This is a genomic window from Leclercia sp. CFBP8987 (genome assembly GCF_034044995.2).
GTDB lineage: Bacteria > Pseudomonadota > Gammaproteobacteria > Enterobacterales > Enterobacteriaceae > Enterobacter > Enterobacter tamurae.
Genome location: NZ_CM188255.1, coordinates 4,478,097 through 4,490,698, shown reverse-complemented (window position 1 = coordinate 4,490,698; position 12,602 = coordinate 4,478,097). Strand labels below are relative to the sequence as shown.

Annotated in this window: 12 protein-coding genes; 4 read left to right on the top strand and 8 right to left on the bottom strand. The window is 58.3% G+C overall.

Annotated elements, in window-relative coordinates:
• Positions 1 to 19: 19 nt before the first annotated feature.
• From gntT to gntX, 3 genes are all read right to left on the bottom strand, one after another.
• The gene (gene gntT, locus SOM40_RS21685) at positions 20 to 1,336 is read right to left on the bottom strand and encodes a gluconate transporter (RefSeq protein WP_166184421.1); all 1,317 of its coding nucleotides are present in this window, start codon (positions 1,334 to 1,336) and stop codon (positions 20 to 22) included.
• Between the two features lie 312 nt (positions 1,337 to 1,648).
• The gene (gene nfuA, locus SOM40_RS21680) at positions 1,649 to 2,224 is read right to left on the bottom strand and encodes a Fe-S biogenesis protein NfuA (RefSeq protein WP_039031502.1); all 576 of its coding nucleotides are present in this window, start codon (positions 2,222 to 2,224) and stop codon (positions 1,649 to 1,651) included.
• A gap of 58 nt (positions 2,225 to 2,282) precedes the next feature.
• Positions 2,283 to 2,966: a DNA utilization protein GntX gene (gene gntX, locus SOM40_RS21675; protein WP_320530913.1), complete on the bottom strand. Its 684-nt coding sequence runs from the start codon at positions 2,964 to 2,966 to the stop codon at positions 2,283 to 2,285.
• Positions 2,967 to 3,002: 36 nt separating this feature from the next.
• Here gntX and bioH point away from each other — a divergent pair, with 36 nt between their 5' ends.
• Positions 3,003 to 3,776 carry a pimeloyl-ACP methyl ester esterase BioH gene (gene bioH / locus SOM40_RS21670; RefSeq protein WP_320530914.1) on the top strand — a complete coding sequence of 258 codons (774 nt, stop codon included), beginning with the start codon at positions 3,003 to 3,005 and terminating at the stop codon, positions 3,774 to 3,776.
• 113 nt (positions 3,777 to 3,889) lie between these two features.
• The gene (locus SOM40_RS21665; protein WP_106995218.1) at positions 3,890 to 4,159 is read left to right on the top strand and encodes a YdgH/BhsA/McbA-like domain containing protein; all 270 of its coding nucleotides are present in this window, start codon (positions 3,890 to 3,892) and stop codon (positions 4,157 to 4,159) included.
• 40 nt (positions 4,160 to 4,199) lie between these two features.
• Here the strand turns inward: SOM40_RS21665 and feoC are convergent, their stop codons facing one another.
• The 5 genes from feoC to greB form a co-directional block, all read right to left on the bottom strand.
• Positions 4,200 to 4,436, bottom strand: coding sequence for a [Fe-S]-dependent transcriptional repressor FeoC (gene feoC / locus SOM40_RS21660; protein ID WP_106995217.1), 237 nt, complete (start codon positions 4,434 to 4,436; stop codon positions 4,200 to 4,202).
• 8 nt (positions 4,437 to 4,444) lie between these two features.
• Positions 4,445 to 6,763: a Fe(2+) transporter permease subunit FeoB gene (gene feoB / locus SOM40_RS21655; RefSeq protein WP_320530915.1), complete on the bottom strand. Its 2,319-nt coding sequence runs from the start codon at positions 6,761 to 6,763 to the stop codon at positions 4,445 to 4,447.
• Positions 6,764 to 6,793: 30 nt separating this feature from the next.
• Positions 6,794 to 7,021: a ferrous iron transporter A gene (feoA, locus tag SOM40_RS21650; RefSeq protein WP_106995215.1), complete on the bottom strand. Its 228-nt coding sequence runs from the start codon at positions 7,019 to 7,021 to the stop codon at positions 6,794 to 6,796.
• Positions 7,022 to 7,370: 349 nt separating this feature from the next.
• On the bottom strand, positions 7,371 to 9,695 hold the full coding sequence (locus SOM40_RS21645) for a Tex family protein (protein ID WP_320530916.1): 2,325 nt from the start codon (positions 9,693 to 9,695) through the stop codon (positions 7,371 to 7,373).
• Between the two features lie 102 nt (positions 9,696 to 9,797).
• The gene (gene greB / locus SOM40_RS21640; RefSeq protein ID WP_166184406.1) at positions 9,798 to 10,271 is read right to left on the bottom strand and encodes a transcription elongation factor GreB; all 474 of its coding nucleotides are present in this window, start codon (positions 10,269 to 10,271) and stop codon (positions 9,798 to 9,800) included.
• 227 nt (positions 10,272 to 10,498) lie between these two features.
• Between greB and ompR the strand changes: the two genes are divergently transcribed.
• Together ompR and envZ are read left to right on the top strand one after the other, a co-directional pair.
• A complete protein-coding gene (gene ompR, locus SOM40_RS21635; protein ID WP_001157751.1) occupies positions 10,499 to 11,218 on the top strand; it encodes an osmolarity response regulator transcription factor OmpR in 720 nt (239 codons plus the stop codon).
• On the top strand, positions 11,215 to 12,558 hold the full coding sequence (gene envZ, locus SOM40_RS21630) for a two-component system sensor histidine kinase EnvZ (protein WP_106995212.1): 1,344 nt from the start codon (positions 11,215 to 11,217) through the stop codon (positions 12,556 to 12,558). The genes ompR and envZ overlap by 4 nt, the downstream gene beginning before the upstream one ends.
• Positions 12,559 to 12,602 lie beyond the last annotated feature (44 nt).

Below are 12,602 nucleotides of genomic sequence, written 5' to 3'. Positions count from 1 at the left end.
CCCGGTGGCAACTGTCACATCAAACAACCATACCCAGCAGCAGACAGCCGATCAGCCCGCAGACGGAGATGATGGTTTCCAGCATCGACCAGGACTTGATGGTCTCACCGATGGTCAAGTTGAAGTACTCCTTGAACAACCAGAAGCCCGGATCGTTGACGTGAGAGAAGATCACGCTACCGGAACCCACCGCGATAACCATCAGCTCAGGGCTGACGCCGGTGGTGGCAATCAGAGGCGCCACAATACCGCCCGCGGTGATCGCCGCAACGGTGGCCGAACCCAGAGCAATACGCAGAACCGCCGCGATAGACCACGCCATCAGGATGGGGGAGATGTTGGTATCATGCATCATGGAGGCGATGTACTTGTCCACGCCGCTATCAACCAGAACCTGTTTGAACGCACCGCCACCGCCGATGATCAGCAGCATCATGGCGATGATTTTGATCGAGGAGCTCAGGGTGTCGTTGATCTGATCCATGGAGCGGCCACGGTTCAGACCGAAGGTGAACAGCGCAATCAGGACCGCAATCAGCGTTGCCATGACCGGGTCACCGAGGAACTCAGCCACGCCGAGAACCGGATGGCCTTTCGGCAGCACCATTTCGCAGACCGCACGCAGGGCCATCAGTACCACCGGCACCAGAGAGGTCCAGACGCTGACGGCAAAGCTTGGCATTTCTGCTTCAGTGAAGGTCTTCGCGCTGTACAGACCTTCCGGGATCGGCTTGTCGATGCCTTTGAGGGTGCGGGCAAACACCGGACCGGCCAGAATGACGGTCGGGATCGCCAGGATAGTACCGAACAGCAGGGTTTTACCCATGTCCGCATGGAAGATGGTAGCGATAGCGGTCGGGCCCGGGTGCGGCGGCAGGAAGCCGTGAGTCACGGACAGCGCCGCGGCCATCGGTACACCCACATACAGCAGCGGAATGCTGGCAGAGGCGGCGATGGTGAACACCAGCGGCAGCATCAGGACGAAGCCCACTTCGTAGAACAGCGCAAAACCGACGGTGAAACCGGTTAATACCACGGCCCACTGGATGTGCTGCTTACCGAATTTAGCAATCAGCGTGGTTGCGATGCGCTGTGCGCCACCGCAGTCGGCCAGCAGTTTGCCCAGCATAGCGCCGAAGCCCATGATCAGCGCGAGGCTACCGAGGGTACCGCCCACGCCGGCTTTAATCGAGCTGATAACTTTTACCAGCGGCATACCCTGCATCAGGCCGACAGCAAGTGCCACCAGGACAAGGGCAATGAAGCCGTTCATTTTGAAACGGATCATCAGGAGCAGTAACAGGACGACACCGATAGCGACGATGACTAATGGCATGATTATCTGGCCTTAAATATTGTTATGGGTAACGTCATTATTTCAACGACATAGTAATGTTGCCCCAACTGGGAACGGCGTACTTACGGCACTAAGACAGGCTGCCTTCTAAATCATTAAGCTTAGTCGGTCGGCGTAAAGGTGTTTAAGTGCCCGCGAGAATGATACGGGTAACATGGTCAGGTTGAGAATGACCCTGGCGGGCAAAATGTGAATTCTGAGACGCAGGTCATGTTATGAGGCAGGGTAAACGAGGAGAGATAGGGTTGTAGGCCCGGTAAGCGCAGCGCCCCCGGGCAAACAGACGGGCAATCAGTAGTAGGAGTGTTCGCCGCGCTGGTGTTCGGTAAGATCGCGCACGCCTTTCAGCTCCGGGAACTCGTTCAGCAGCTGCTTCTCGATCCCCTCTTTCAGGGTAACGTCGACCATGGAACAGCCGTTACAGCCGCCGCCGAACTGCAGAATCGCCAGACCGTCTTCGGTGATCTCCATCAGGGAGACACGACCACCGTGGCCCGCGAGCTGCGGGTTGATCTGGGACTGCAGCAGGTACTCAACGCGCTCCATCAGTGGGGCATCGTCGGTTACTTTGCGCATTTTGGCGTTTGGCGCTTTCAGGGTTAACTGAGAACCCAGTTGGTCGGTCACAAAATCAATTTCCGCATCTTCCAGATACGGGGAGCTCAGCTCATCGACATAGGCAGTGAGTTGCTCAAATTTCAGGGCAGTGTCAGTTGCTTCCACAGCATCCGGTGGGCAATAAGAGACGCCGCATTCTGCATTCGGGGTGCCTGGATTGATCACGAACACGCGGATCTGGGTCCCTTCTTCCTGATTTGCCAGCAGTTTGGCAAAGTGCGCTTGTGCAGCATCGGAAATACGGATCATAGCATTGGCCTAATAGTTGACTAAAATACCTGGGTATAATACGCCCAACCTGAGGGCGCTACAAGGTTCGACACAGACACCATACCTGAACCGACGCCGCGCCGCTTCGCAAAAGCAGGCGGGAGAGTTCCGCGACGGTAGCGCCTGTTGTCACGACATCATCCACCACAGCGATATGGCGCCCGGCGACCGGTAATTCAAGCGTAAAAGCGTGCTGCAGGTTACGTTTCCGCAATCTGGCGCTGAGCTGATGCTGAGCCGGAGTGGCGCGGATCCGGCGAATAGCCTCCGGAACATAGCGGCAGTTCAGCCAGCGGGCCAGCGGGCGACAGAGCAGGTCGCTCTGGTTAAACCCGCGGCGCCAGTGACGCCGGGACCACAGCGGCACGCAGACCAGCATATCAACGTTTGGCAACCCACGGCTGCGCCTGGCCCGCAGCAGCGCCAGCAGCAACAGTCTGGCCAGCGGTTTTGCCAGCTGGCTGCGGCGGGAAAACTTCAGCTGATGCACCAGCTGGCTCACCGGCGGGGTGTAGTCGCAGACCGCCACCAGTGCCTGCCACGGCGGCGGTCTGTGCAGGCAGCGGCCGCAGGGCAGGTGAGGATGAATGGCCGGTAAGCCGCACTGCGGACACATACCCTCGCGGGGTGTAATCCCCTTTTCGCACACGGAACAGACCCCCCAGTGGCTGAGTGCAAGCGGCATCCGGCATAGCCAGCACGAGCCGGGCACTGTTAGCATAGACAACCTCCTTGTGAAAAAAGAGAACAGTAATCGATGAACACGCTTTGGTGGCAGACCGTTGGGACAGGAAATTGTCATCTTGTGCTGCTGCACGGATGGGGACTGAATGCCGAAGTATGGCGTTGCATCAGCGAGGAATTGTCCTCGCAGTTCACGCTGCACCTGGTGGATCTGCCGGGCTTTGGCCGCAGCCGCGATTTTGGTGCGATGCCGCTGGCCGATATGGCGGAGCAGGTGCTGGCTCAGGCGCCGGATAAGGCGATCTGGCTGGGCTGGAGTCTGGGCGGGCTGGTAGCGAGCCAGATTGCCCTGACCCATCCCGAACGGGTGCAGGCCCTGGTGACCGTCGCCTCCTCCCCCTGTTTTAGCGCCCAGGGGGAGTGGCCGGGGATCAAATCCGAGGTGCTGGCCGGTTTTCAGCAGCAGTTAAGCAACGATTTCCAGCGTACGGTGGAGCGTTTCCTCGCTCTGCAGACCATGGGGACGGAAACCGCGCGCCAGGACGCCCGGACGCTGAAGACGACGGTGCTGTCATTACCGATGCCGGATGTAGAAGTGCTGAATGGCGGGCTGGAGATCCTGAAAACGGCCGATCTGCGGGAGCCGCTGGCGTCCCTGACGCTGCCGCATCTGCGTATTTATGGTTATCTCGACGGGCTGGTACCGCGCAAGATCGTGCCGCTGCTGGATGAGCAATGGCCGCAGAGCGAAGCCTTGATCATCGCCAAAGCAGCGCATGCGCCCTTTATCTCGCACCCTGCCGAGTTTTGCGCGGCGTTGATGGCCTTAAGTCAGCGTTTAGGCTGATTATTTTTCATTCCCGCTGGAAAAAGTGACGTACCGCAACAATACTCAATATATCGTTGCGGGTATCCCGCCTTCGATAATCAAAACTACAATCCTCTTTGGGAGTCATGGCTATGAAACTTGTTACAGGTATTGTTGCTTCTCTGGTTATTGGTTCACTCTCTTTTGGCGTGATGGCGGCAGAAGAGATCCAGAAAGATAAAGTGAAAGAGATGAATTTGACGAAGGTTGGCGATATTTCTACATCTGATACCACCGCGCCAATGGATGCGAGAAAAGAGCTTTCCAAGAAAGCTGATGAGCTGGGCGGTAAGTACTATGTCGTTACCAGCGCTAACAAAGATCAGAAAGACATCCGCGCGACCGCAGACGTCTACAAATAATGAGATAAAGCCGGGCAGACTTGCCCGGCTTTACTGACGATTAACGCAGCGCCCACCACTCCCTGAGGCAGGCTTTTCCTTCAGGACAGCTTTTACAGCTGCCGGATAAGCAGCCGTCAGCATCCTCCTGGATGCGCTTCGCTTTGCCCATCGCCTCCAGACGCTCCAGCATCGCCTCGATCATCGCCTGCGGCGTGCGCAGCATCTGGCTGAGCTGGGTGGCTTCCATTCTTCCCTGTAGCGCCAGTAAATCACGAACCTCAATTAACGATGCCATGCCGCCTCCTAATGACAGTCGCTGGCCGGGCTGTCGCAGCAGGCCGCTGCGGTTCTGCCTTTCGCCAGCAGGTTGACGTCCACGCGGCTGCGCGCCCGGCGCAGCAGGCCCATCACTACCACGTTAAACAGCACTACCACCAGGATACAGACCAGGCTGTAGTGCGGATGCTGGCTGAAGTTCACCGTCTGGTAGTACACCGTTGCCAGCGAGTAGGCGATATTCAGCCCCCAGAGGACAGAAAAGCCCATCCAGCCGCGGCTCGATTCGCGGGCGATGGCCCCCATCACCGAGATGCATGGAATGTAGAGCAGGACGAAGATCAGGTAGCTGTAGGCCGCCGAGGCGCTGCCAAACTTCTCGCTCATCACGCCCATCGCACCGGTTGCCATCTCCCCATCGCCTTTGCTGGCTTCAATCGGGTTGGCCAGCACGCTCAGACTGAAGGTCTCTTTCAGGCTCTGCCGGGTTTCATCCACCGCGCTGAACAGTTCGTCCCCGAGGTGGAACTCCGCCGGGTTGAATTCCTCGTCCTGAATATTTTCTGCGGTGTAGAGGGTGTTCAGTGTGCCGACCACCACCTCTTTTGCCATCGCGCCGGTGAATAGCCCGACGGTGGCCTGCCAGTTGTCTTCATGCACGCCAATCGGTTTGAACAGCGGGGTGATGACGCGGCTGACGGAGGCCAGCGCCGAGTCGTTAATGTTGTCCGCCGCCTGGCCGCTGAGCGTAAAGCTGTTCAGGGCGCTGAGGAAGATACTGACCACCACAATTACTTTACCCGCCCGCAGGACAAAGCCTTTCAGCCGCTGCCAGGTCTGGATCAGCAGGCTTTTCAGATGCGGGACGTGGTAGACCGGCAGCTCCATCACGAACGGCGATGCTTCGCCACGCATGATGGTGTGTTTGAGCATCAGGCCGGTGAGGATCGCCATCACGATGCCCAGCACGTACAGCGAGAAGACCGCCAGCGCCCCCTCCTGGCCGAAGAAGGCCGCAGCAAACACCGCGAAGATTGCCAGCCGGGCGCCACAGGACATAAACGGCGCCATCATGATGGTCATCAGGCGTTCACGGGGCGCATCCAGGGTGCGGGCACCCATCACCGACGGCACGTTGCAGCCGAAACCGACAATCAGCGGCACGAACGATTTGCCCGGCAGGCCGAGGGCCTGCATCAGGCGATCCATCACGAAGGCCGCACGGGCCATGTAACCGGAGTCCTCCAGGAAGGAGAGGAACAGATACATCATGCCGATCTGCGGCACCAGCGGCAGGACGGTGTTGATGCCGCCGCCCAGCCCCTGGGCGAGGAAAATGGTCAGCCACTCCGGCAGGTGCAGGGTGTAGCCCAGCCACTGAATGCCGTGAATGAAGATCGCCACCGAGCCGACATCAAACAGCGGCTGTAGCGCGCCGCCGATGTTAATGGCCAGCAGGAACATCACGTACATCACCAGCAGGAATACCGGCAGGCCAAGGAAACGGTTGAGGATCACGCTGTCCATCGCCCGGGTAAAGCGGCTTGGCTCAGCGGTGAGGGCGTTGCTGACCACGTCGCAAATGGCATTGATGCTTTGATAGCGGGCATCGGCAATGTGCAGGGCCGGATCGTCCAGCTCATCGTTTAACCGCGCGAGGGAGACATCCAGATATTGGGCGGCGTCACCGGCATAGGCGCGGCTGTAGATATCCCCTTCCAGCATCTGCAGGCCGAGCCAGTGACGCTGTTTGAACGGCATGCTGTGCGCCATCTCCTGAGCGAGGATCCCGGCTTCCCGCAGCAGCGGCTGGGCGTAATGCACCAACTCTACGTCGGCATTATGGCTGTGGCGGTCAATCGCCAGCTTAAGGGCGTCGATCCCGCGGGCGCGGGTAGAGACCAGCGGCACCACCGGGCAGCCGAGACGGGCGGAGAGGGCGTCGACGTCGATGCGGATCTGCTGCTTTTCCGCAATATCGAGCATGTTCAGCGCCACCACGCAGGGAATACCCAGCTCCAGCAACTGTAAGGTCAGGTAGAGGTTGCGCTCGAGGTTCGAGGCATCCACCACGTTGATCAGCAGGTCGGCGTCGCCGCTCAGAATGTAGTGGCAGGCGATCTGCTCATCCAGCGAAGTCTGGGAGGAGATGGTGGTTAATGAGTAGGTGCCGGGCAGATCGACGAGGGTGACCTGATTATCGGTCGTCGCGAACTGACCCTCTTTACGTTCGACGGTGACACCGGCCCAGTTACCGACCCGCTGGCGCGCGCCGGTAAGCTGGTTAAATAAGGTGGTCTTGCCGGAATTGGGATTGCCAATTAAGCCAATGGTTAATTTTTTCATTCTTTTCGACTCGCTACGGGAGCTGGCGTGTTATTGAGACAGGGCTTCAACTTCTATTAAGGCGAGATCTTTCTTACGCAGAACCAGATTCACACGTCGGGTTTCGATATGCACCGGATCGCCCAGTGGAGCAACGCGCACCACATTGAAAGAGGAGCCGGGTAGCATCCCTAAAGAGAGCAGTTTCTGCCGATAGGCCGGGCTGATGTCGCGGGTGAAGCCGGTAATTTTCCACGCGCTGTCTGGAGTGAATTGCATAGTGCCTACTTAACGGACGGTTAAATAATCAACAGGCACAATGGTAATGAGAATGGTTTCCGTCATCAATAATTAATATGTGACGGAATGTAGATACGGCTATTAATTTGCGGCCTGATTGACCTTGCTCAATATTTGCGGGCAATGATGGTAAGAGATAAAAAGATTTATTGTTAATGGAGTGATAATTATTAGTTTAAATACGGATATGCAATCGGTTTCATATTTATAAAATAGGTGAGTATGTTTTTATTTTAATTCTTGCGGTCTGCTTGCCGGGCGGCGCTTCGCTTACCGGGCCTACAAACCGTAGGCCCGGTAAGCGAAGCGCCACCGGACATTACATATGTTAGCGTTTTTTACCCATCGCCGCCGCCAGCGCATCCATCATCGCGCTGTTGCCGGATGGCTGTGCTTCCCGCCCGCGCGGTTTCGCCGCCGGACGTTGCTGCTGACGGGCATCGCTGTTCCCGCCGCCACGACGGGCGTTGGTCTCGCCAGGCTGCTCGTCCAGACGCATGGTCAGGGCGATACGCTTGCGCTGCAGATCCACCTCCAGCACTTTCACCTTCACGATGTCGCCGGCTTTCACCACGGTGTGCGGATCCTGCACGAACTTGTCGGCCAGAGAGGAGATATGCACCAGACCGTCCTGATGCACGCCGATATCGACAAAGGCACCAAAGTTAGTGACGTTGGTGACCGCGCCTTCCAGCACCATGCCCGGCAGCAGGTCGTTCATCGTCTCCACGCCGTCGGCAAAGGTTGCGGTTTTGAATTCCGGACGCGGGTCACGGCCCGGCTTCTCCAGCTCTTTGATGATGTCGGACACCGTCGGCACGCCGAACTTCTCATCGGTGAAGTCGACCGCTTTCAGGTTACGCAGCTCGCTGCTGTTACCCATCAGCGTCTTCAGCGCCTGCTGGGTGGCCGCCAGAATGCGCTCAACAACCGGGTAAGCTTCCGGGTGAACGGTGGAGGCATCCAGCGGGTTGTCGCCGTGGTTGATACGCAGGAAGCCTGCGCACTGTTCGAACGCTTTCGGCCCCAGACGGCTCACCTTCAGCAGCTGCTGGCGGTTCTGGAACTGACCGTTCTCATCGCGCCAGGCAACGATGTTTTGCGCCATCATGCGGGTTAAGCCGGCCACGCGAGTCAGCAGGGCGACGGAAGCGGTGTTCAGGTCAACGCCGACGGCGTTCACGCAGTCTTCTACCACCGCATCCAGCTTACGCGCCAGCTGCGTCTGGCTGACGTCATGCTGGTACTGGCCCACGCCGATGGATTTCGGGTCGATCTTCACCAGCTCGGCCAGCGGATCCTGCAGGCGGCGGGCGATAGAGACCGCGCCACGCAGGGAGACGTCCAGATCCGGGAATTCGAGTGCGGCCAGTTCAGAGGCGGAGTACACCGAGGCGCCCGCTTCGCTGACAATCACCTTTTGCGCCGTCACTTTCGGGAACTGCTTCTGCAGATCGAGGAAGAAACGCTCGGTTTCACGCGAGGCGGTACCGTTGCCGATCGCCACCAGCTCGACGTTGTGCTTCTCACACAGCGCCGCCACGGCGACGGCCGCTTTGGCCGCCTGGCCGGTGTGCGGGTAGATGGTGTCGGTGGCCACCAGCTTGCCGGTGCCGTCCACGACCGCCACTTTTACGCCGGTACGCAGGCCTGGATCGAGGCCCATGGTGGCGCGCAGGCCCGCCGGAGCGGCCATCAGCAGATCGTGCAGGTTACGGGCAAAAACGTTAATCGCCTCGTCTTCGGCGCGTTCGCGCACGGTGCCCATCAGTTCGGTTTCGAGGTGCATCAGCACCTTGATGCGCCAGGTCCAGCTCACCACCCCTTTGCGCCAGCTGTCCGCCGGGGCATTGTTCAGGCGCAGGCCGAGATGGTCGATAATGATCTGCTCGCCGTGGCTCTCTTTCGGCGGCTCGTCAAACTGCGGGTCGGCATTCAGGGAGAGCTGCAGCACCCCTTCATTGCGGCCACGGAACATCGCCAGCGCGCGGTGCGACGGCGCGGTCGAAATCGGTTCGTGGTGATCGAAGTAGTCGCGGAATTTCGCCCCTTCTTCCTCTTTACCGGCGACGACGGTAGAGACGATATGGGCGTTCTTCCACAGGTAGTCACGCACTTTTGCCAGCAGGGCAGCATCTTCGGCAAAGCGTTCCATCAGAATGTAGCGTGCGCCATCGAGGGCGGCTTTGGTGTCGGCCACGCCTTTATCGGCATCGATAAACGTCGCGGCTGCGGTTTCCGGGTCGTGGGACGGCGTCGTCCACAGCAGATCCGCCAGCGGCTCGAGGCCGGCTTCAATGGCAATCTGCCCGCGGGTGCGGCGTTTTTGTTTGTACGGCAGGTAGAGGTCTTCGAGTTCGGTTTTATTCAGGGTGGTGTTAATGGCTTTGGCCAGATCGTCGGTCAGCTTGCCCTGTTCACCGATGGATTTCAGGATCGCCTGACGCCTGTCTTCCAGTTCACGCAGATAGCCAAGGCGGGTTTCCAGGTTACGCAGCTGCGTATCATCCAGACCGCCAGTCACTTCCTTACGATAACGTGCGATAAACGGCACGGTGTTCCCTTCATCAAGCAGGCGAACGGCAGCTTCTACCTGTTCCGCCCTTGCCTGAAGTTCACCCGCAATAATGCGGCAGAGCGAATCTTTCATCATGGCTATTTCATCTTGTGGGTCGAAAAAATCAGGGGATAGTTATACGGACTGACACGGCAAAATGCCAGCCGCCGCGCCAGGCTCTCGGATTGTTCCGGCGGGTTATTTCACATAGTCGATGGCGTTCACATACCAGGTCGCTTCCCCGGCGGGGGTATGCACCACGGCCAGATCGCCAACCTCTTTTTTCAGCAGCGCCCGGGCCATTGGCGAGTCGATCGAGATGTAATCCTTACGACCAAAAATTTCATCGTAGCCGACAATCCGAAAGCGCTTCAGATCGCCGTCGTCGTTTTCGATCTCCACCCACGCGCCGAAGAAGACTTTGCCTTCCTGCTGCGGGGAATAATCGACAATTTTCAGGTGCTCGAGGCATTTGGTCAGATAACGCACCCGGCGATCGATTTCCCGCAGCCGCTTTTTGTTGTACTGGTAGTCGGCGTTTTCACTGCGGTCACCGAGGCTGGCGGCCCAGGTCACTTTTTTTGTCACCTCCGGGCGCTCTTCCCGCCACAGCGTGTCCATCTCTTTCTTCAGATTTTCATACCCTTCGCGGGTGATCAGGGGCGTTTTCATTCTCTGGCCTTACGACTTTGGTTGCATACCTTGCGCACATTACGTATCACTTAGCTTAACAGACAAGATTAATAATGAGTTATGTGACGAATTGTGCAGATAAGCTGCTGTAAAATATGCTTTGTAACAATTTCGACTAGAATTTATACCAGAATTAGCTGGTCGTGAACGCCCACTTTTTTAGAATACGCTGTTCAAGATTATCCGAACCTTTGGGAGTACTGACAATGCAAGAGAATTATAAGATTCTGGTGGTGGATGACGACATGCGCCTGCGTGCGCTGCTCGAGCGTTATCTGACCGAGCAGGGCTTCCAGGTTCGTAGCGTCGCCAACGCCGAACAGATGGATCGCCTGTTGACCCGCGAATCCTTCCACCTGATGGTGCTGGATCTGATGCTGCCGGGCGAAGATGGGCTCTCCATCTGCCGCCGCCTGCGTAGCCAAAGCAACCCGATGCCGATCATTATGGTCACGGCGAAAGGGGAAGAAGTTGACCGTATCGTGGGCCTGGAGATTGGCGCCGACGACTACATTCCAAAACCGTTTAACCCACGTGAGCTGCTGGCCCGTATTCGTGCCGTACTGCGTCGTCAGGCGAACGAACTGCCGGGCGCGCCGTCGCAGGAAGAGGCGGTGATCGCCTTCGGTAAGTTCAAGCTGAACCTCGGCACCCGCGAGATGTTCCGTGAAGACGAGCCGATGCCGCTGACCAGCGGTGAATTTGCGGTCCTCAAAGCCTTAGTCAGCCACCCGCGTGAGCCGCTCTCCCGCGACAAGCTGATGAACCTGGCGCGTGGCCGTGAATACTCCGCGATGGAGCGTTCCATCGACGTACAGATCTCCCGCCTGCGTCGCATGGTGGAAGAGGATCCGGCGCATCCGCGCTATATCCAGACCGTCTGGGGTCTGGGCTACGTGTTTGTCCCGGACGGCTCTAAAGCATGAGGCGAATGCGTTTCTCGCCGCGTAGCTCGTTTGCCCGCACCCTGTTACTGATCGTCACCCTGCTGTTTGTCAGCCTGGTGACGACCTATCTGGTGGTGCTGAACTTTGCGATCCTGCCGAGCCTCCAGCAGTTTAATAAGGTCCTGGCCTACGAAGTACGTATGCTGATGACCGATAAACTGCAGCTGGAGGACGGCACGCAGCTGGTGGTGCCACCGGCGTTTCGCCGTGAAATCTACCGTGAGCTGGGGATATCGCTCTATTCCAACGAAGCGGCGGAAGACGCAGGCCTGCGCTGGGCACAGCATTACGAATTCCTCAGCCAGCAGATGGCGCAGCAGCTGGGTGGCCCGACGGAAGTTCGCGTTGAGGTCAACAAAAGCTCGCCGGTGGTCTGGCTGAAAACCTGGCTGTCACCCAACATCTGGGTGCGCGTGCCGCTGACCGAAATCCATCAGGGCGACTTCTCGCCGCTGTTCCGTTACACCCTGGCGATTATGTTGCTGGCGATAGGCGGCGCCTGGCTGTTTATCCGTATCCAGAACCGACCGCTGGTCGACCTGGAGCATGCGGCGCTTCAGGTCGGTAAAGGCATTATCCCGCCTCCGCTGCGCGAGTATGGCGCGTCGGAAGTGCGATCGGTGACCCGCGCCTTCAACCATATGGCGGCAGGCGTTAAACAGCTGGCCGACGATCGAACCCTGCTGATGGCCGGGGTCAGCCATGACCTGCGCACACCGCTGACGCGTATTCGCCTCGCCACTGAAATGATGGGCGAGGAGGACGGCTACCTGGCGGAGTCCATCAATAAAGACATCGAAGAGTGCAACGCCATTATCGAGCAGTTCATCGACTACCTGCGCACCGGGCAGGAGATGCCGATGGAGATCGCCGAGCTGAACGCGGTGCTGGGCGAAGTGGTGGCGGCCGAGAGCGGTTATGAGCGTGAGATCGAAACCGATCTGCAGCCGGGGGATATCACCGTGCGCATGCATCCACTCTCCATCAAGCGTGCAGTGGCGAATATGGTGGTTAACGCCGCCCGCTACGGCAACGGCTGGATCAAGGTCAGCAGTGGGTCTGAACTGAACCGCGCCTGGTTCCAGGTGGAAGATGACGGTCCGGGCATTAAGCCGGAGCAGCGTAAACATCTGTTCCAGCCTTTTGTGCGTGGCGACAGCGCGCGCAGCACCAGCGGCACCGGTTTAGGCCTGGCGATTGTTCAGCGTATCGTGGATAACCATAACGGTCTGCTGGAGATTGGTACCAGCGAGCGGGGCGGGTTATGCATCCGCGCGTGGCTACCGGTTCCGTTTACGCGACAGGTGAAAGAGAGTTAAAAAAAGGGGTGCGGCCTGATGCCCTCACCCCGACCCTCTCCCAC

Bases quoted from the DNA above. Each gene is read 5' to 3' on its own strand.
- gntT (WP_166184421.1), bottom strand. From the start codon at position 1,336: ATGCCATTAGTCATCGTCGCTATCGGTGTCGTCCTGTTACTGCTCCTG.
- nfuA (WP_039031502.1), bottom strand. From the start codon at position 2,224: ATGATCCGTATTTCCGATGCTGCACAAGCGCACTTTGCCAAACTGCTG.
- gntX (WP_320530913.1), bottom strand. From the start codon at position 2,966: ATGCTAACAGTGCCCGGCTCGTGCTGGCTATGCCGGATGCCGCTTGCA.
- bioH (WP_320530914.1), top strand. From the start codon at position 3,003: ATGAACACGCTTTGGTGGCAGACCGTTGGGACAGGAAATTGTCATCTT.
- SOM40_RS21665 (WP_106995218.1), top strand. From the start codon at position 3,890: ATGAAACTTGTTACAGGTATTGTTGCTTCTCTGGTTATTGGTTCACTC.
- feoC (WP_106995217.1), bottom strand. From the start codon at position 4,436: ATGGCATCGTTAATTGAGGTTCGTGATTTACTGGCGCTACAGGGAAGA.
- feoB (WP_320530915.1), bottom strand. From the start codon at position 6,763: ATGAAAAAATTAACCATTGGCTTAATTGGCAATCCCAATTCCGGCAAG.
- feoA (WP_106995215.1), bottom strand. From the start codon at position 7,021: ATGCAATTCACTCCAGACAGCGCGTGGAAAATTACCGGCTTCACCCGC.
- SOM40_RS21645 (WP_320530916.1), bottom strand. From the start codon at position 9,695: ATGATGAAAGATTCGCTCTGCCGCATTATTGCGGGTGAACTTCAGGCA.
- greB (WP_166184406.1), bottom strand. From the start codon at position 10,271: ATGAAAACGCCCCTGATCACCCGCGAAGGGTATGAAAATCTGAAGAAA.
- ompR (WP_001157751.1), top strand. From the start codon at position 10,499: ATGCAAGAGAATTATAAGATTCTGGTGGTGGATGACGACATGCGCCTG.
- envZ (WP_106995212.1), top strand. From the start codon at position 11,215: ATGAGGCGAATGCGTTTCTCGCCGCGTAGCTCGTTTGCCCGCACCCTG.